We start from the raw sequence: 20104 nt of genomic DNA on the forward strand, positions 1-20104 counted from the left end.
ATCAAGACAACTAATATAGAGTTTTAAAAAAATAGAATGTTTATATTTTAATAAATAATTTTTATATCTAAAATTTTCCATAATAAAAAATAATTTAAATGAGTATATATGTTTGATATGAATCATCAATTGGAATTAAGTAAAAGACGTACTTTTGCTATTATTTCTCATCCTGATGCAGGTAAAACAACTGTTACAGAAAAAATGTTATTACTTGGAAAAGTAATTCGTACTTCTGGCACTATTAAAGCTAGAGGAAATGGAAAATATGCTAAATCAGACTGGATGAATATTGAAAAACAGCGCGGAATTTCTGTTACTACATCAGTTATGCAGTTTACATATAAAAATATTTTAATGAATTTGCTAGATACCCCTGGTCATGAAGATTTTTCAGAAGATACATATCGAATTCTTACTGCAGTTGACTGTTGTTTATTGGTTATTGATGCTGCAAAAGGAATAGAAGATCGAACAAAAAAATTAATGAACATCAGTCGTTTGCATAATACTCCTGTTATTACTTTTATTAACAAATTAGATCGTGATAGTCGTGAAGCAATAGAAATCCTAGATGAAATAGAAAAAGAGTTAAATTTAAGCTGCATTCCAGTAACTTGGCCTATCAGTTGTGGTAAAAATTTTAAAGGTGTTTATCATATTTATGATAAAATATTTTGTTTATATAAAAAAAATATTATTAAAAAAGTTAATTTTTTTGCTTCTAACTCTTTTACTGATTTTCTTAATGAATCTTCTTTAAAAGAACATATTGGTACAGATTTATATATACAATGGCATGAAGAATTAAAATTAATTACTCATATATATCCAGAACTTAATAAAAAAAAATTTTTAGAAGGTAGTGTAACTCCTATTTTTTTTGGTAGTGCATTAAATAATTTTGGTATTAATCATATACTAGAAAGTTTAATAAAATGGGCTCCTTCTCCTGTTTATCGTTCTACTAATATACGAAAAGTTGAACCTGAAGAAAAAAAATTTACAGGTTTTATATTTAAAATCCAAGCAAATATGGATCTAAAACATCGTGATCGAATTGCTTTTATGAGAATTGTTTCTGGACAGTATAGAAAAGGTATAAAATTAAGACATATACGAATAAAAAAAGATATTATTATTTCTGATGCATTTTCTTTTTTAGCTGGAGATAGATTTTCTATAGAAAAAGCGTATCCTGGCGATGTAATAGGAATACATAATCACGGTACAATAAAAATTGGAGATACTTTTACAGAAGGAGAAGAAATTAAATTTCTTGGGATTCCAAGTTTTGCTCCAGAAGTATTTCGTCGTATTTTTTTAAAAAATCCATTACAACAAAAGAAGTTGAAAAAAGGTTTATTTCAATTATCAGAAGAAGGTGCAATACAAGTTTTTTGTCCTATAACAAATAATAGTCTCATTTTAGGTGCTATTGGAATATTACAATTTGATGTTGTAATCGAACGTTTAAAGGTTGAATATCAAATAGATGCAATTTATGAAACAGTAAATATTGTTCTTGCACGTTGGATTAGATCAAAAAAAGAAAAATCTATTTCTGATTTTATAAACAAAAACAAATCTTATTTAGCGTTAGATGGTTCTAATCAACTAATATATCTGGCACCAAATAAAGCTAATTTAGATATAATAAAAAATATTTATAAGAATATTTTTTTTGACAAAACAAGAGAACAGTAAACATATTTTATTAATTTTAGGTATTTATAATGAAACGCGTTTTTTTGATGATTTTAGATTCTTTTGGAATAGGTTCAAGTTTTGATGCTTATAAATTTAATGATGTTGGCGCAGATACTTTTGGACATATAGCAGAAAAATGTTTTTTGAATGAAGCCAATATAGGAAGAAAAGGTTCTTTACATATTCCTAATTTGACTAAGTTGGGAATACTTAAATCATATCAATCTTCTACAGGAAAATATCCATTAGGATTTCATCAGAAAGAAGATGTTAACATTATTGCTAGTTATGGTTATGCTAGCGAAGTTTCTTCTGGAAAAGATACTACTTCTGGACACTGGGAAATTGCTGGAGCTCCTTTTTTAAAAGATTGGCATTACTTTATAGAAAAAAATAATTCTTTTCCCTTATCATTAATTAACGAAATAATAAAAAAATTAAAATTACCTGGTATTCTTGGTAACTGTCATGCATCAGGTACAGAAATAATAAAAAATTTAGGTGAAGAACACATTAAAACAGGAAAACCTATTTTTTACACTTCATCAGATTCTGTCTTTCAAATAGCATGTCATGAAATTAAATTTGGTTTATCAAATCTTTATAAAATATGTGAAACTGTTCGTACGATACTTGATGAAAATAAATATAAAATAGCACGTGTTATAGCTAGACCTTTTATTGGAACTAATAAATTAAACTTTAATAGGACTGGAAATAGACGAGATCTTTCAATGCAACCTCCTTCTATTACTTTTATGGAAAAATTAATACAAGAGAAAAAAGGTACAGTCATTGCGATAGGGAAAATTTCAGACATTTATGCAGGAATCGGAATAAGTAAAAATATTAAATCTACTGGTTTATATGAATTATGTAATAATACTATTGATCAGATGAAATTAGCGAAGAATAATACTGTTATATTCACTAATTTTGTAGACTTTGATTCTGTTTGGGGCCATCGTCGTGATGTTTCAGGATACGCTAAAGGGTTAGAATTTTTTGATACTAAATTATCTGAAATGATTAATTTAGTTAAAGAGAAGGATTTGTTTATTTTAACTGCAGATCATGGATGTGATCCTACGTGGAAAGGAACAGATCATACAAGAGAAAATATTCCTATATTAATATATTCTCCAGGTAAAAAAATAAATTTTTTAGGTTATCGAGATACATTTTCTGATATAGGACAAACTATTGCAAAACATTTTTCATTATCTGATATGAAATATGGTAAAAGCATGTTTTAAAAAAATTATTTATTAAAATAAGGAAAAAAATAGTGCCTACACTGCATATTAAAAGTGAAAAAAATGCTTTTTCAGACATAGTTTTGATGCCTGGTGATCCAATAAGAGCTAAATATATTGCTAAAAATTATTTAAAAGATGCAATTCAAATTAATGATACTAGATTAATGCTGGCGTATACAGGATACTATAAAAATAAAAAAATTTCTATTATGAGTCACGGTATGGGAATACCGTCTGCATCTCTCTACGTAAGAGAGTTGATATCAGAATATAACGTAAAAAAAATTATTCGTGTAGGAACTTGTGGTACTCTTCAGAATAATATAAAATTGCGTGATATCGTTATTAGTATGGGTGCTTCTACAGATTCAAAAGTTAACAGAATACGTTTTAATAATCATGATTATGCTGCAATTGCAGATTTCGAAATGATTTTTCATGCTTTTTCAATAGCTAAAAAAATGAATTTCAAAGTTCATATTGGTAATTTCTTTACGACAGATTCATTTTATAATGAAAATGAAGATATGTTAAAAATTTTAAAAAAATATAACATTATTGGAATAGATATGGAGACTGCTGGCATATATGCGGTTGCCTCTGAATTAAAAGCTCAAGCATTATCAATTTGTACTGTTTCTGATCATATCACTAAAAAAGAAGCAGTATCATCAAAAGATAGAGAATCTAGTTTTCATAATATGATTACTCTTTCTTTAGAAACTACCTTGCTTCTTTAAAAAATAAAAACACAGATTTGATTATATAAAAGAATATATAGTTTTTAAAATTGAAGTTTTTATTTATAATTATATATTTTTTTATATTTTTTTTGGTGAGAAAGGGATTCGAACCCTTGATACGTTTCCATATACACGCTTTCCAGGCGTGTTCCTTAAGCCTCTCGGACATCTCACCCTTTAAAATTGAAAGAATTTTTAAAAATTTTTTTATATGAAAATCCATTTAAACTTAAAAAATAAATTACGTCAAGTTTTTTAATTTATAAAGTTATTTTTCAATTAAAGTGTTAAGTTTATTGAAAATTTTCAAAAATAATATTTGTATTAAAATAATAAATAAATTATGGAAAAAATAAGGTTTACTCTGATAGAATGATGTTGCTACTTTAAAAAAATTTTATCATACAAAAATTTTAAAAATAAGTTTTGAAATATATATTTCAATTTTTCTGATAAAAGTATTATAAGAAATTATTTAAAACAATAGAAAATTTTTTAAACAATTCTTTTTGCATACAAGGATCATATTTTTTAATGAAAAACCAATAAGATTCCTAATTTTTAAATATTTAATTGTCGTTAATTTAGAATATTTATATAAAATTTAGTTTATTCTATTTTTAGCGTTTTATCTCTTGCTAGCAAAATTTGCTAAGCATTACTGTTATTAACGAATTATCTTAGTAATAAAAATATGGCAGAAAAACGAAATATTTTTTTAATCGGACCTATGGGAGCTGGTAAAAGTACTATTGGTCGTCAGTTATCTCAACAACTTAATATGGAGTTTTTTGATTCTGATCAAGAAATTGAGAAGCGTACTGGAGCTAATATAAGTTGGGTCTTCGACGTTGAAGGCGAAAATGGTTTTCGTCAAAGAGAAGTAAAAATTATTGATGAACTTACAAAAAAACAAGGTATTGTTCTTGCTACCGGTGGAGGTTCAGTAAAATTCAAAGAAAATCGTAATATTTTATCTGCTCGTGGAATTGTTATATATTTAGAAACTACTATTGAAAAACAGTTATCGCGTACAAAAAGAGATAAAAAAAGACCATTATTACAATCTAATATTTCAAATCGTGTTGTATTGGAAAATTTAGCTCATGAAAGAAATCCATTATATGAAGAAATAGCAGATTTTAAAATTCAAACTGATAATCAAAGTGCCAAATCTGTTGCATATAGTATTATTCATTTATTAGAAAAAATATAGTGAGATTATTTAAATAAAATATTTATAGAGTATAAAAAATTATGGAACAATTAAAAGTTGTTTTAGGAAAACGTAGCTATCCGATTAATATCGGATCTGGTATTATTCAAGAAGATAATATCTTTTGGCCTTTAAAGCCTGGAAATCAAGCTATGTTAATCACAAATAAAACATTAGCTAATCTTTTTAAAGATAAAGTATTTTTTCATTTAAGAAAATCCGGCATAAAAATAGATCAAGTTATTCTTTCGGATGGAGAACAATTTAAGACATTAAATGAAATGGAAGTAATAATTTCTGCTCTGTTAGAAAAAAAACATTCTCGTGATACGACTTTAATTGCATTAGGTGGAGGAGTAATAGGTGACCTAACTGGATTTTCGGCATCTATTTACCAGAGAGGTGTACGATTTATTCAAATTCCGACCACTCTTTTGTCTCAAGTAGATGCTTCTGTTGGCGGAAAAACTGGAGTCAATCATTTGCTTGGAAAAAACATGATAGGCTCATTTTGGCAGCCTTCTTCTGTTATTATTGACATCGATTTTTTAAAAACTCTTCCGTACAATGAATTGGTTTCTGGTATGGCAGAAGTTATTAAATACGCTGTTATTTTTGATGCAAATTTTTTTAATTGGTTAGAAGAAAATATTGAAAATTTATTATTATTGAATCATGAATTAATGTCTTATTGCATTAAAAAGTGTTGTGAATTAAAAGCAAAAATAATTTCTCTTGACGAAAGAGAAAATAATTTTAGAGCATTATTAAATTTTGGACATACATATGGTCATGCTATTGAAGCTCACGCAGGTTATGGTAATTGGTTACATGGTGAAGCAATTTCAGTAGGAATGGTCATGGCTTCTCGTACATCAGAATTAATAGGATGTTTAAAAAAAATAGATTATAAAAGAATATTATCTTTATTAAAAAAAACAGGATTACCTATTAAAGGACCTAAAAATATGTCTGCTGCTTCATATTTACCATATATGATAAGAGATAAAAAAGTTATGTCTGGAGAAATGAGATTAGTTCTTCCGGTTTCTATTGGAAAAGCTGAAATTTATTCTGGAATAGATAAAAATATTATTTTGAGTGCAATTAAAGATTCTCAATAACATTTTTAATATTTAAGATAAAAATTATTCATTATAATTATGATTTTATAATTTTTTTTATTAAAATCAACATTTAAGTTTTTCATTTTATATAGTTTTGAAGTTCAATTAAATATTAAAATTTTTCTTCTAAACTATATTTTTTTTAAAAATATCTTATTTCGTATAGATTAAATTTAATTTTTTAGTTTTTTATTAATATTTAAAAAAAATTAAGTATTGATAGATGAAAATATTTTTTTTAAAAGTTTTTTTGCTTGATTAAGTTTGATATACATTTTTTTAAAAGTTTTTTTGATAACAATCAGAGTATCATTTTTTATATTAAACTGACTTTTAATATTAAAAAGAATTTTACAAAATATTATATTAATAACTTTACTTCTTACTAAATGTAAAAATTTAGTATGTCTTAAAAATATATTCCCTGTTTAATATTTAATTAAAATATTATCAATCAATGCGTTTTTCATGTAAAAAAAATGTCGATAATATTATTAGATTTTTTTGATTTTTATTGTAAAGAAACAAAGAAATATTAAAATTAATTAATAGTATTTTTTATTTGAAGTTTGTTTTATTTGTTTTTTTTAAAATTATTGTAATTAAATGTAGGATGATTAATATGAAAAAGTTTTTTTTAGCACCTTCGATTTTATCTGCTGATTTTGCTCGTTTAGGAGAAGATGCAAAAAAAGTTATAGATGCAGGTAGTGATTGGATACATTTTGATGTAATGGATAATCATTACGTTCCAAATTTAACAATGGGTCCCATGATTTTAAGAGCGTTACGAAATTATAATATTACTGTACCTATCGATGTGCACTTGATGGTAAAACCAGTAGATAATTTAATCCCTCAATTTGCTGAAGCTGGAGCAGATTTTATTACTTTTCATCCAGAAGCAACAGATCATATTGATCGTACTTTAAATTTAATTAAGGAGTGCGGATGCAAAGCAGGTTTAGCTTTCAATCCAGCGACTTCTCTTAATTTTCTTGATTATGTAATGGAAAAATTAGATTTAATTTTATTAATGTCAGTAAATCCTGGTTTTGGTAATCAATCATTTTTACCATCTTCATTCAAAAAATTACGTGAAGTTCGCAAAAAAATTGAGTTAAATGCATCTAATATTCTTTTAGAAGTTGATGGAGGAGTTAAATTAGAAAATATTTCTGAAATAGCTTTTTCAGGAGCTAATGTTTTCGTGATTGGTTCAGGACTTTTTGGATATACTAATTATGATGTTATCATAAAAAAGATACGTGAAGAATTAAAACATGTTTATTCAACTTCTATTCATTGATATTTTTATATATTTTAGGATTATTTAATATGATTAACTCTAAACCAATATTATTTAGTGCTGTACAGCCTTCAGGTAATTTAAGCATTGGAAACTACATAGGAACAATGCGTAATTGGTCTTCATTTCAAGATAATTATGAATGTTTATACTGTATTGCTGACTTACATTCTTTAACTACATTAAATAAAAATTTTTCTTTAAAAAAATCGGTATTAGATACATTGGCATTATATTTAGCCTGTGGAGTTAATCCGAAAAAAAGTATTATTTTTATTCAGTCACATGTTTATCAACATAGTCAATTACATTGGATTCTAAGTTGTTTTAGCCAATTTGGCGAATTATCTAGAATGACACAATTTAAAAATAAAAGAAAAATAGAAGAAAATTGTGTTGAAAATATAAATATTGGATTGTTTAATTATCCTCTATTAATGTCATCAGATATTTTATTATATCAAACGAATTTAGTACCGGTAGGAAAAGATCAGAAACAGCATTTAGAATTAACTCGTAATATTGCTAATCGTTTTAATCTTTTGTATGGAGACATATTTACTGTACCTGATTTATTAATTACTAAAAATGGATCTAAAATTATGTCTTTATTAGATCCTACAAAAAAAATGTCTAAATCAGATACTAATAAAAATAATGTAATTTTTTTATTAGAAGACATCTCATCAGTTTTTTTAAAAATAAAAAATTCTGTTACAGATTCAGAAATACCACCTAAAATATACTATGATATAAAAAAAAAATCAGGTATTTCAAATTTATTAGAAATTCTTGCTGCTATTACAAAAAAAGAGATTTCTATTTTAGAAAAAGAATTAGACGGTATGATGTACAGTGAATTTAAAAACATTGTTTTTGATAACGTATCTAGATTTTTATATAATTTGCAAAAATCTTACTTAGTTTATCGAAACGATGAATCTTATTTAAAAAAAATAGCTAAAGAAGGAGCAATTAAAGCGAGATTAAAATCTGAAAAATTTTTAAAACGTGTATCTTCTGTTATAGGTCTAGATTAGTTATTTAAATAAACCAGAAGTCATTGTTTATTCTAGTTTATTTAAAAAATATAACTATTTAATGATAATAGTTTTTAAAAATAATATTTGTTTTTACTATTGCTCAAAATTACGAAAGATAGCAAAAAAACTATTCCATATAATATATTTGAAAAAATTAAAGTTGCATATAATCCCTTTTTTGCAACGATCGGACTAGTTATAACAAATGTTAATAATGTTCCAACAGTTCCAAAAAATAAAATTAAATTAATTAATTTTGAAGATGGTTTTTTAGTTTCTAATGATGCTAATGTTATAATAATAGTATAAATTGCACTAGAAAAAAATCCTAAACTAATAATGGTATATTTTAGTGCTGAGTAACTTTTGCTATAAATAAAAAAATACATAAGTATTGAAGAAATACCTGTTAAAAAAATAAACATGCGTTGTAAATTAAAAAATCTAATTATAAAACTAAAGCACCACATTCCAATCATATACGCCATCCAAAAATTACTTACCAAAGTACCAGTTTTTTTGATATTGATATTTATGATTTCAGTAACATATTGTGGAACCCAAGAAATGAAACTTAATTGTCCTAAAATATATAATAAAGCTGAAATAGATAATAAAACTATATTTATATTAAATTGTTTGATGTTATCGTGATTTTTTGTTTTTTCTTCTAATGTTGGAAATTGTGATTTTATTGTTAAAATAAAAATAAGGAAATAAATAATTCCTATAAATACATAAATCCAATACCATAAAAAATTTTTTTCTAATAGATATGCAGAAATAATTGGAAATATCATTCCGGACATGCTGAAAAAAGAATCAGTAATTAACAATTGCGATCCTCTTTTTTCACCTGAATATAAATAAGTAATAATAAAAGTGCCAAGTGACATAGTTATTCCACTAACCAAACCAAGTATAAATATGTTTATCGAAAACACAAGTATATTACTTGAGTATACTATACCTAATATGGCTAGTATTGAAAGTAAAAAACCAAATATTAATTGTTTTTTTATTGATATAATATCCATTAGCCAAGAATTTAAAAAAATTGATATTAAAATACCTGCATTTAAAAAAGTGAAAATATTACTCATCTGTGATACAGATAAACTAAAATAATTGGCAATATCCCCCATTATCATTCCAGTAACAACAATTAACGCACCTGTGAAAGCGTATGAAAAAAAACTAATCCATGTAAGTTTTATTTGGTTGATATTTTTCATTTTTTTACCTTTTTCATTATAAAAATTAAAATTTTAAGATATTTTTATTAAAATATCTTATTGGTAATTATTAAAATTATTATATCAAGATGTTAAAATGTAAAATAGCTTTTTACTTTAATAAAATTTGTTTAGATGTTTTTAAGTTTGTTAATAAAATAAGTTTAAATTTAATAAAATATAATGTATATTTTAATTTTATCAGTTTATCTATTTTAGCTGTAAAACATTTTATTATTTTAGCAAATATATTTTAGGAAAATTAATGATAGAAAAAATAAAATTAATTACGCGAGATAGTTTTAACAAATTAATTTTACCTGTTTACAATCCAGCATTTTTTATTCCAGTTAAAGGAAAAGGTAGTCGTGTTTGGGATCAAAAAGGAAAGGAATATATTGATTTTTCAGGTGGAATTGCGGTGACATCATTGGGTCATTGTCATCCCGTATTAAACAAAGTTTTAAATCAACAAAGTAAAAAATTATGGCATACTAGTAATATTTTTACAAATGAACCAGCTTTACGTTTAGCCGATAAATTAATTTCATCAAGTTTTGCGTCTCGTGTTTTTTTTGCGAATTCAGGTGCTGAAGCAAATGAAGCGGCGTTTAAATTAGCTCGTTATTATTCATCTAAAATATATAATTTAAAAAAAAATAAAATTATATCTTTTTATAATTCATTTCATGGACGAACTTTTTTTACTGTTTCTGTAGGTGGACAAGCAAAATATTCTGATTTTTTTGGACCAAAACCTTCAGCGATTATGCATGCTAAATTTAATGAAATTGATACTGTTAAAGATATAATTGATGAAAATACTTCAGCTGTAGTTATGGAACTTATTCAGGGAGAAGGGGGAATTATACCAGCAGATATTTCTTTTGTTAAAGAAGTTAGAGATCTTTGTTATAAATATAATGCACTCTTAATTTTTGATGAAATCCAAACTGGAATAGGTAGAACCGGTAAGTTATATTCATATGAACATTATGAAGTGCAACCTGATATTTTAACTATTGCAAAATCTTTAGGTGGTGGTTTTCCAATAAGTGCAATGTTAACAACAAATAAAATTGCATCTGTAATGAAACCTGGTATTCATGGTACTACATATGGAGGAAACCCCCTTGCTTGTTCTGTTGCAGAATCTGTTATTAACATTGTTAATACGAAAAAAATTTTATTAGGTGTAGAAAAAAAATTAAAAAAAATTATTTCTGAATTAAATTTGATTAATAAACGTTTTAAATTCTTTACAGAAATACGAGGAAAAGGGTTGCTTATTGGTATTGTGTTGAGACCAGAGTTTGCTGAAAAAATATATGATATTTTAAATTCTTTATTTTTAGAAGGTGTCATTGTTTTAACTGCAGGTAAAAATGTTATTCGATTAGCTCCTTCATTAATTATTAGTAAACGTGATATTGTTGAAGGTATGAAGCGTTTTTATCGCGCTTTAGAAAAATGTTTATAGAAAATACAGTTTTATAAAACTATATTTTTTAAAATTCATGAAATAGTGGAAAAATGTTTATATTTAATAATGTAGTAGTTAAGTTTTAGATAAACAATTAATATATAGTGTTATATAATGTAATTTCCTTGATAGTTCTTGTATTTTTTTTGAATATTTATTATTTCCATTTGATATAACAATATAGCTTCTTTAATTTCATTAATATCTTTTTTTTGAGTATCTAAAATTTTTTGTAAAATATGTTTTTTTATTCATTGTTAAAATTTTTTTAATTTTTAATATGTAAAAATATAATAATTAAATAATTTTATATTAAAAAGTATGAATTTAATATAAAATTTTTTAAATATAAAATAAATTTATTATTTTTTGCATTTTTTTTTGGAGTAATAAATGATTTTTTTTCTATTAAAAAGAATTTTATTTTTATACTTAATTTTTTTTATTCCAAAATCATTTTCAGAAAACCTACCTTTTTTTAAAATTCAATCTTATTCAGAGAAGAAAGAATTTTTTAAAAATGATAATGAGAAAATAGGATACTCTTTAGGAGTTTCTTTAGGTAATTATGTAAATGAATCTTTTGAAAAACAAAAGAAAATGGGAATAAAATTAGACAAGTATAGTATTTTATTGGGAGTTCAAGATGCTATTTCAGGAAATTTAAAACTATCACATGAAGAAATTTCTATTATTCTTCAAAAATTACAAGAACATTTGAAAAATCTAGTAAAAACTCAACTTGAAAAAAATGAAAAAGAAAATTTAATGCAAGGAAAATTATATATGAAAAATTTTTCTGAAATAAAAGGAGTAAACAAAACACCAAGTGGTCTTTTATATGTTGTTGAAAAATTAGGTGAAGGTGAAGAAATAAAAACAAAAAATACAGAAATTACGGTTCATTATAAAGGATCGTTGATTAATGGTATGGAATTTGATAGTTCTTATAAACGAGGAAAGCCCATAACACTAATGTTAAAAGATGTTATATTAGGTTGGCAAGAAGGTTTAAAGTATATTAAAAAAAGTGGTAAAATTAAATTAATCATACCTCCAGATTTAGGATATGGAAGTAATACAATTAACGGAATTCCAGCAAATTCTATTTTAGTTTTTGAGATAGAATTATTAGATATAAAAAACATCTAATTTTATTTTTTCTTTACCATCTAATAGATGTTGAATTTAATATACGAATAATATTTATTTTGAAACAAGATATTTTAACATGAATTATACAGTTTTAGTTACAGGTTCTGCTTATGGAACACAGAATGCCAGTACAGCCTTCCTATTTTGCCAATCATTAATAAAGATGTCTCATACATTAAATAGTGTTTTTTTTTACTGTGATGGAGTTCTTAATGCTAATAGTTTGAACAAACCAGCTAGCGATGAATTTAATTTACTTTCAGCATGGCAAGAATTGAGTCAAAAAAACAAGGTAAAATTATATGTTTGTGTTAGTGCTGCTTTAAGACGAGGAATAATAGAAGATCAAAAAACATCGAATATAAAAATTAAAAAAGGTAATTTTTCTTCTTTTTTTGAGTCGAGCGGATTATTAGAATTAGCACATTCTATAAAAATTTCTGATCGTATAATACAATTTTAATATAATATGTTTATTTCAATGAAAAAGATTGCTTTTGTTTTTTCTCATGCACCACATGGGACTAGTTTTGGTAGAGAAGGATTAGATGCTGTTTTAGGTGTTTCTTTAATTATAGAAAAAATTAGTTTGTTTTTTATTGGAGATGGAGTTTTACAGATTTTAAAAAGTTATAAATCAGAAAATATTTTAGCACGTAATTATACATCTGCTTTTCGTGTATTACCTATATATGGTATTAAAAACTTTTATTGTTGCAAATCTTCATTAATTGATAGAGGATTGAATTTTTCTAATAAATTTATATTAAAAGTAAATATATTGAATTCATATTTCTTTCGTCTAAAATTAGATGATCATGATGCAATTATTAATTTTTAAGGTACATAAATATGCTGCATACTTTAATGAAATCTCCTTTTGAAACTAATGTTTCTCTTTTTTCAAGTATGTTAAAAAAAACAGATGATTTTTTAGCTTTACAAGATGGAGTTTTAATTGCATTAATTGATAATATTTTTTTAAAAAATATCATTTTTTCTTCAGCAAATTTATATGCTATAAAAGAAGATGTTTACGCTAGAGGAATTCATAAAAATATTTCTAGTGATTTCATATTAATTAGTTATGTACACTTTGTCACTTTAACACTTAAAAACAAAAAACAAATGAGTTGGTAAAATATACTTGTTTATTCTTTTGTTTATATATCCAATCCTAAAATTCTACATGATATAATATGACCTCAACTTTTTTATATTATCTTAATATTGCTCGTAGTATTAATTATCAACAAGGAGTTTTTTTATATATGGCCACGGTAAATCAATTGGTCCGTAAACCTCGTTTACGAAAAATAGTTAAAACCAACGTTCCTGCTTTAGAAAGTAGTCCTCAAAAAAGAGGTGTTTGCACTCGAGTTTATACGACTACTCCTAAAAAACCTAATTCAGCATTACGAAAAGTTTGTCGTGTAAGACTAACAAATGGTTTTGAAGTTACTGCTTATATTGGTGGAGAAGGACATAATCTACAAGAACATTCTGTAATTTTAATACGTGGTGGTCGAGTAAAAGATTTGCCTGGAGTTCGATATCATATCGTTAGAGGTTCTCTAGATTGTGCTGGTGTTAAAGAACGAAAAAAGGGACGTTCTAAATATGGTGTAAAAAAAGCAAAAGTTTAATTATATTTAATTTAGAGAATAAATAAATTTTGTATTTAATTTAATGGAGTATTTTTTATGCCTCGTCGTCGTATTATTAGCACTCGTAAAATTTTACCGGATCCAAAGTTTTCCTCAGAATTATTAGCTAAATTTATTAATATTTTAATGGTAGACGGTAAAAAATCTATTGCAGAAGTAATTGTTTATACTGCATTAAAAAATTTATCTAAACGAACAGATAAAAAAGAATTGGAAGCATTTGAAATTGCTTTAGAAAATGTACGTCCAACAGTAGAAGTAAAATCTCGTCGTGTTGGTGGTTCAACATATCAAGTACCTGTCGAAGTTCGACCAGTTCGTCGTAATGCATTAGCAATGAGATGGATTGTAGATTCTGCTCGGAAAAGAGGGGATAAATCTATGGCGTTACGTTTGTCTAATGAACTTTATGATGCCGTTGAAAATAAAGGGACATCTGTTAAAAAAAGAGAAGAAGTACATCGTATGGCTGAAGCAAATAAAGCTTTTGCTCATTATCGTTGGTAATTATTTTTAGAACATTCTCTAATTCATATAACATTGGGGCAATTGTTTTATTTTGCTCATACGGTGATAACTTTTAAAAACCTAAATATGAGAAAACAATTATGTCTCGTACAACACCTATTTCTCAATATCGTAATATTGGTATCAGTGCTCATATAGATGCAGGGAAAACTACTACCACTGAAAGAATTTTATTTTATACTGGCATTAATCACAAAATTGGTGAAGTTCATGATGGTGCTGCCACTATGGACTGGATGGAGCAAGAACAAGAAAGAGGAATTACTATAACATCTGCTGCTACTACTGCTTTTTGGAGTGGTATGGCTAAACAATTTAAATCTCACAGAATTAATATTATTGATACACCTGGACACGTTGATTTTACTATAGAAGTTGAACGTTCAATGCGTGTGTTAGACGGTGCTGTAATGGTTTATTGTGCAGTAGGAGGTGTACAACCTCAATCAGAAACTGTATGGCGACAAGCAAATAAATACAATGTTCCTCGTATAGCTTTCATAAATAAAATGGATCGTATGGGGGCCAATTTTTTAAGAACAGTAAAACAAATTAAAACACGATTAGGAGGTAATCCTGTACCACTTCAATTGGCTATTGGATCAGAAGAAAATTTTACAGGAGTTATAGATTTAATAAAAATGAAAGCCATTAAATGGAAAGATATCGATCAAGGAATAACTTTTACTTATGATGAAATTCCATCTGATATGGTTGAATTATCTGAAAAGTGGCATCAAAATTTAATTGAGTCAGCTGTTGAATCTAACGAAGACTTAATGGAAAAATATTTGAACGGGATCACATTATCTGAACAAGAAATAAAATCAGAATTACGAAAACGATCTTTAAATAATGAAATTACATTGATTACTTGTGGTTCTGCTTTCAAAAACAAGGGAGTACAAGCCTTATTAGATGCGATAATTGAATATTTGCCTGCTCCTAACGACATTCAAGATATTAAGGGTATTTTAAACGATCAAGTCAATACTGTTGCTGTAAGATCATCAAATGATGAAGCTCCATTTTCAGCGTTAGCATTTAAAATTGCTAGTGATCCGTTTGTAGGAAACTTAACGTTTTTTCGTGTATATTCAGGAATAGTAAAATCTGGAGATACTGTTTTTAATTCTGTCAAATCTCAACGTGAAAGGTTCGGTAGGATTGTGCAAATGCATGCAAATAAAAGAGAAGAAATAAAAGAAGTGTATGCAGGAGACATAGCAGCAGCTATTGGTTTAAAAGATGTAACTACTGGTGATACATTATGTGATTTAAACGAACCTATTATTTTAGAACGAATGGAATTTCCAGAACCTGTGATATCTATTTCTGTAGAACCTAAAACAAAAGCTGATCAAGAAAAAATGGGTTTATCATTAGCTAGATTGGCAAAAGAAGATCCTTCTTTTAGAGTTCGAACAGATCAAGAATCTAATCAAACAATCATTTCTGGAATGGGAGAATTACATTTAGAAATAATTGTTGATCGAATGAAACGAGAATTTAGTGTTGATGCTAATGTTGGAAAGCCACAAGTTGCATATCGTGAAACTATTCTTAATAAAGTCACAGATATTGAGGGAAAACATATCAAACAATCTGGTGGACGAGGTCAGTATGGTCATGTTGTTATAGAATTATTTCCATTAGAACCAGGAGGTAAGGGATATTTATTTGTTAATGACATAAAAGGAGGTGTAATACCCAGTGAATATATTTCAGCAATTGATAAAGGGATTCAAGAACAATTAAAATACGGACCTTTAGCTGGATATCCTGTTGTAGATATAGGAGTACGACTTTATTTTGGTTCATATCATGATGTTGATTCTTCAGAATTGGCCTTTAAATTAGCAGCTTCTTTGGCATTTAAAAATGGATTTAAACAAGCAAAACCAATTTTATTAGAACCTATTATGAAAGTAGAAGTAGAAACACCAGATGATTATATGGGAGATGTAATTGGTGATTTAAATCGTCGAAGAGGAATTATTGAAGGAATGAAAGATTTAGAAATAGGTAAAATTATTAATGCATGTGTTCCTTTGTCTGAAATGTTTGGGTATGCTACTGATTTACGTTCTCAAACTCAAGGTAGAGCTTCTTATTCCATGGAATTTTTAAAATATGTAGAAGCACCATCTGTTATTTCTGAATTAATAATTAAAAAAAGAGAAAGATAGAAAAATTTTTTTATAAAATAGTTTTTGATAAAAACTTTAAATTTAAAAGGGTATAATAATGTCAAAAGAAAAATTTCAACGTTTAAAACCTCATATAAACGTAGGAACTATAGGTCACGTTGATCATGGAAAAACAACGTTAACTGCAGCAATTACTACTGTTTTATCAAAAAAATATGGAGGTTCTGCTCGTGCTTTTGATCAAATAGACAATGCTCCGGAAGAAAAAGCAAGAGGTATTACTATTAATACTTCTCATGTAGAATATGACACCGAATTTAGGCATTATGCACATGTAGATTGTCCTGGTCATGCTGATTATATAAAAAACATGATTACTGGTGCAGCTCAAATGGATGGTGCTATTTTGGTTGTAGCAGCTACTGATGGACCAATGCCTCAAACTCGAGAACATATTTTACTTGGTAGACAAGTTGGAGTTCCTTATATTATTGTTTTTTTAAATAAATGTGATATGGTAGACGATGAAGAATTATTAGAATTAGTAGAAATGGAAGTTCGCGATTTGTTAACACAGTATGATTTTCCTGGAGATGATACTCCTATTATTCGTGGTTCTGCTCTTAAAGCTTTAGAAGGTGATTCAAAATGGGAATCAAAAATACTTGATTTATCTAAATTTTTAGATACTTATATTCCAGAACCAAAAAGAGCAATTGATCAACCATTTCTATTGCCTATAGAAGATGTTTTTTCTATATCAGGAAGAGGAACTGTTGTTACTGGAAGAGTTGAAAAAGGTATTATTAAAGTTGGAGAAGAAGTAGAAATCGTAGGCATTAAAAAAACAACTAAAACGACTTGTACAGGCGTTGAAATGTTTAGAAAATTATTAGATGAAGGTCGTGCTGGAGAAAATGTAGGTGTTCTGCTTCGTGGTACAAAACGAGATGAAATTGAAAGAGGTCAAGTTTTAGCAAAACCAGGTAGTATTCATCCACATACAACATTTGAGTCTGAAGTCTATGTTTTATCCAAAGAAGAAGGTGGGCGTCATACTCCATTTTTTAAGGGATATCGTCCTCAGTTTTATTTTCGAACTACTGATGTAACAGGTTCTATTGAGTTACCTGAAGGAGTAGAGATGGTCATGCCAGGAGATAATATTAAAATGACTGTTACCTTAATTCATCCAATCGCTATGACAGATGGGTTACGATTCGCTATACGAGAAGGTGGTCGTACTGTTGGAGCCGGTGTTGTTTCTAAAGTTTTAGTTTAATTTTTTATACTGTACTTAGTTGAATTTGTTAAGAAAAGAGTATAAAATGCTCTTTTCTTGATTAATTATAGTTAAATATATCATAAATTTTTTGGATGGATAATTGTGAAATAAAATGTTTTTAAAAAAATAAATTTTTTGTATATTTATATTCTAAAAACCCTACAATACTCCTAACATAGGAGTTATATAAGAGCAACTAATTTCATCTAATCTCTAAAAAATACATATAGAGATAGGATAAAATTTTTATTTTTAAAATAAAATTGGAGTTCTGGTCTAATGCAGAACCAAAGAATTCGTATTCGTTTAAAAGCTTTTGATCATAGATTGATTGATCAATCAACTGCGGAAATTGTTGAAACAGCTAAAAGAACTGGTGCGCAAGTTCGCGGACCAATTCCCTTACCAACTCGTAAAGAACGCTTTACTATTTTAATTTCTCCACATGTAAATAAGGATGCACGTGATCAATATGAAATTCGTACACACAAGCGATTAATCGATATAGTAGAACCTACTGAAAAAACTGTTGATGCACTTATGCGTCTGGATCTTGCTGCTGGTGTAGATGTTCAAATCAGTCTGGGTTAATCAAATATATATATATGATTAAAAAGGGTTTTGAAAAATGATTGGTTTAATTGGTAAAAAACTTGGTATGACTCGTATTTTTACTAAGGAAGGAAGTTCAATTCCCGTTACAGTAATTGAAATACAAGAGAATCGAATAACACAAGTAAAGAATATCAAAACTGACAAATACTGTGCGATTCAAGTGACAACTGGTCTAAAAAAATTAAATAGGCTTAAAAAGCCAGAGTCAGGTCACTTTTTAAAATCAGGTGTAATTCCTGGTCGTGGTTTATGGGAATTCAGAACTAATAGTAACGAAAATTTTCAAATAGGTCAAAGTATAAAAATTAATATTTTTAATAATATCAAGAAAGTAGATATTACAGGTATTTCTAAAGGAAAAGGCTTTTCTGGTACTGTAAAACGTTGGAATTTTCGGACTCAAGATGCAAGTCATGGAAATTCTTTATCTCATAGAGTACCAGGTTCTATCGGTCAAAATCAAACTCCAGGTAGAGTATTTAAAGGAAAAAAAATGGCAGGGCACTTAGGTAATAATCGTGTTACAGTGCAAAATTTAAACATAGTAAATATTGACCAAAATCGTAACTTACTTTTAGTAAAAGGTGCTGTTCCAGGACCTACCGGTAGTGATCTTATCGTTAAACCAGCTGTTAAGATTTGAGGAATAAGGAGTTAAGCATGGAATTAGTGATTAAAGACGTGCCAAGACTTCTTAGTGTTTCTGAAATTATTTTTGGTCGAGATTTTAATGAAGCTCTAATTCATCAAGTAGTTGTTGCCTATTCAGCTTCTACTCGTCAAGGTACACGAGCTCAAAAAAGTCGTGCTGATGTTTCTGGATCAGGTAGAAAACCATGGCGTCAAAAGGGGACTGGTCGTGCACGTGCAGGTTCTTTTAGAAGTCCTATCTGGCGGTCAGGAGGAGTAACATTTGCTTCAAAACCACAAGAACATTCTCAGAAAATTAATAAAAAAATGTATCGTGGTGCGCTAAAAAGTATTTTTTCTGAATTAATACGTCAAAAAAGATTAATTATATTTGAAAAATTTTCATTAAATTTACCTAAAACAAATCTTTTAGTAAAAAAATTGAAAGAAATAAATTTGAACAACGTTCTTATTTTAACTAAAGAGATAGAAAATAATTTATTTCTTGCATCGAGAAATTTATATTCAGTTGATGTAAAAGATGTATGTTCTATGGATCCAGTCAGTTTAATTGCTTTTGATCATATTATAATCACTGTTGAAGCATTAAAGAAGGTAGAGGAAATACTTTCATGATTTCTGAAGAACGTTTACTTAAGATATTACTTTCTCCACATATATCTGAAAAATCATCTATATCTATGGAAAAATTTAATACTGTTGTTTTAAAAGTTTCTAGAAATGCAACTAAAAATGAAATTAAATCTGCAGTACAAAATTTATTTAATATAGAAGTTGATAGTGTAAAAACAATATGTGTTAAAGGCAAAAAAAAACGTCAATCTAATCGTGTTGTTTATCGAAGTGATTGGAAAAAAGCGTACATTAAAGTCAAAAAAGGTCAAAACTTAGATTTTATGGGTCACATAGAGTAGTCGGAGGAGAAAAC

General features: G+C 27.0%; 21 protein-coding genes and 1 tRNA gene. 20 read left to right on the forward strand and 2 right to left on the reverse strand.

All coding sequences use genetic code 11. The annotated features are described in order from the left end of the window. Positions 1-108 precede the first annotated feature (108 nt). From QZ401_RS00705 to deoD, 3 genes are read left to right on the forward strand one after another with little or no spacing between them, the layout of a single operon-like run. Entirely contained in the window at positions 109-1707 is a 1599-nt protein-coding gene (locus QZ401_RS00705; RefSeq protein WP_295164078.1) for a peptide chain release factor 3, read from the forward strand. A 29-nt stretch (positions 1708-1736) separates the two neighbouring features. Next, positions 1737-2966 carry a phosphopentomutase gene (locus QZ401_RS00710; protein WP_295164080.1) on the forward strand — a complete coding sequence of 410 codons (1230 nt, stop codon included), beginning with the start codon at positions 1737-1739 and terminating at the stop codon, positions 2964-2966. Between the two features lie 32 nt (positions 2967-2998). Next, the gene (deoD, locus tag QZ401_RS00715; protein ID WP_295164083.1) at positions 2999-3709 is read left to right on the forward strand and encodes a purine-nucleoside phosphorylase; all 711 of its coding nucleotides are present in this window, start codon (positions 2999-3001) and stop codon (positions 3707-3709) included. A 93-nt stretch (positions 3710-3802) separates the two neighbouring features. Here deoD and QZ401_RS00720 read toward each other — a convergent pair. Beyond that, a tRNA-Ser gene (locus QZ401_RS00720) sits at positions 3803-3887 on the reverse strand. A 519-nt stretch (positions 3888-4406) separates the two neighbouring features. Here QZ401_RS00720 and aroK point away from each other — a divergent pair. The 4 genes from aroK (at position 4407) to trpS (ending at position 8404) form a co-directional block, all read left to right on the forward strand. Next, positions 4407-4928, forward strand: coding sequence for a shikimate kinase AroK (gene aroK, locus QZ401_RS00725; RefSeq protein ID WP_295164084.1), 522 nt, complete (start codon positions 4407-4409; stop codon positions 4926-4928). A gap of 41 nt (positions 4929-4969) precedes the next feature. Beyond that, complete coding sequence (aroB, locus tag QZ401_RS00730) at positions 4970-6052, forward strand: 3-dehydroquinate synthase (RefSeq protein WP_295164086.1); 1083 nt, start codon at positions 4970-4972, stop codon at positions 6050-6052. Between the two features lie 625 nt (positions 6053-6677). Then, positions 6678-7364: a ribulose-phosphate 3-epimerase gene (gene rpe / locus QZ401_RS00735; protein ID WP_295164087.1), complete on the forward strand. Its 687-nt coding sequence runs from the start codon at positions 6678-6680 to the stop codon at positions 7362-7364. Positions 7365-7393: 29 nt separating this feature from the next. After that, positions 7394-8404, forward strand: a complete 1011-nt coding sequence (trpS, locus tag QZ401_RS00740) for a tryptophan--tRNA ligase (RefSeq protein ID WP_295164088.1) — start codon at positions 7394-7396, stop codon at positions 8402-8404. Positions 8405-8478: 74 nt separating this feature from the next. Here the strand turns inward: trpS and tsgA are convergent, their stop codons facing one another. Next, complete coding sequence (tsgA, locus tag QZ401_RS00745) at positions 8479-9642, reverse strand: MFS transporter TsgA (RefSeq protein ID WP_295164090.1); 1164 nt, start codon at positions 9640-9642, stop codon at positions 8479-8481. A gap of 265 nt (positions 9643-9907) precedes the next feature. Between tsgA and QZ401_RS00750 the strand changes: the two genes are divergently transcribed. From QZ401_RS00750 to rplW, 13 genes are all read left to right on the forward strand, one after another. Then, a complete protein-coding gene (locus QZ401_RS00750) occupies positions 9908-11122 on the forward strand; it encodes an aspartate aminotransferase family protein (RefSeq protein WP_295164093.1) in 1215 nt (404 codons plus the stop codon). A gap of 396 nt (positions 11123-11518) precedes the next feature. Beyond that, complete coding sequence (fkpA, locus tag QZ401_RS00755; RefSeq protein ID WP_295164095.1) at positions 11519-12277, forward strand: FKBP-type peptidyl-prolyl cis-trans isomerase; 759 nt, start codon at positions 11519-11521, stop codon at positions 12275-12277. 79 nt (positions 12278-12356) lie between these two features. Further along, positions 12357-12743, forward strand: a complete 387-nt coding sequence (gene tusD / locus QZ401_RS00760; RefSeq protein ID WP_295164097.1) for a sulfurtransferase complex subunit TusD — start codon at positions 12357-12359, stop codon at positions 12741-12743. 18 nt (positions 12744-12761) lie between these two features. Then, the gene (tusC, locus tag QZ401_RS00765; RefSeq protein ID WP_295164098.1) at positions 12762-13121 is read left to right on the forward strand and encodes a sulfurtransferase complex subunit TusC; all 360 of its coding nucleotides are present in this window, start codon (positions 12762-12764) and stop codon (positions 13119-13121) included. An 11-nt stretch (positions 13122-13132) separates the two neighbouring features. Continuing rightward, a complete protein-coding gene (gene tusB / locus QZ401_RS00770) occupies positions 13133-13420 on the forward strand; it encodes a sulfurtransferase complex subunit TusB (protein ID WP_295164100.1) in 288 nt (95 codons plus the stop codon). A 131-nt stretch (positions 13421-13551) separates the two neighbouring features. After that, a complete protein-coding gene (gene rpsL, locus QZ401_RS00775) occupies positions 13552-13926 on the forward strand; it encodes a 30S ribosomal protein S12 (RefSeq protein ID WP_295164846.1) in 375 nt (124 codons plus the stop codon). Positions 13927-13983: 57 nt separating this feature from the next. Next, positions 13984-14454: a 30S ribosomal protein S7 gene (rpsG, locus tag QZ401_RS00780; RefSeq protein ID WP_158337558.1), complete on the forward strand. Its 471-nt coding sequence runs from the start codon at positions 13984-13986 to the stop codon at positions 14452-14454. A 101-nt stretch (positions 14455-14555) separates the two neighbouring features. Then, positions 14556-16664: an elongation factor G gene (gene fusA, locus QZ401_RS00785; RefSeq protein WP_295164101.1), complete on the forward strand. Its 2109-nt coding sequence runs from the start codon at positions 14556-14558 to the stop codon at positions 16662-16664. Positions 16665-16722: 58 nt separating this feature from the next. After that, the gene (tuf, locus tag QZ401_RS00790) at positions 16723-17907 is read left to right on the forward strand and encodes an elongation factor Tu (RefSeq protein WP_295164102.1); all 1185 of its coding nucleotides are present in this window, start codon (positions 16723-16725) and stop codon (positions 17905-17907) included. A gap of 282 nt (positions 17908-18189) precedes the next feature. Next, entirely contained in the window at positions 18190-18501 is a 312-nt protein-coding gene (gene rpsJ / locus QZ401_RS00795; RefSeq protein WP_011054015.1) for a 30S ribosomal protein S10, read from the forward strand. Positions 18502-18538: 37 nt separating this feature from the next. After that, a complete protein-coding gene (gene rplC / locus QZ401_RS00800; RefSeq protein ID WP_295164104.1) occupies positions 18539-19168 on the forward strand; it encodes a 50S ribosomal protein L3 in 630 nt (209 codons plus the stop codon). Between the two features lie 17 nt (positions 19169-19185). Further along, positions 19186-19791, forward strand: coding sequence for a 50S ribosomal protein L4 (gene rplD, locus QZ401_RS00805; RefSeq protein WP_295164105.1), 606 nt, complete (start codon positions 19186-19188; stop codon positions 19789-19791). Then, the gene (gene rplW, locus QZ401_RS00810) at positions 19788-20090 is read left to right on the forward strand and encodes a 50S ribosomal protein L23 (protein WP_295164107.1); all 303 of its coding nucleotides are present in this window, start codon (positions 19788-19790) and stop codon (positions 20088-20090) included. Before rplD ends, rplW begins: the two co-directional genes overlap by 4 nt. Positions 20091-20104 lie beyond the last annotated feature (14 nt).

The organism is uncultured Buchnera sp., from assembly GCF_913776765.1.
GTDB lineage: Bacteria > Pseudomonadota > Gammaproteobacteria > Enterobacterales > Enterobacteriaceae > Buchnera > Buchnera aphidicola_AO.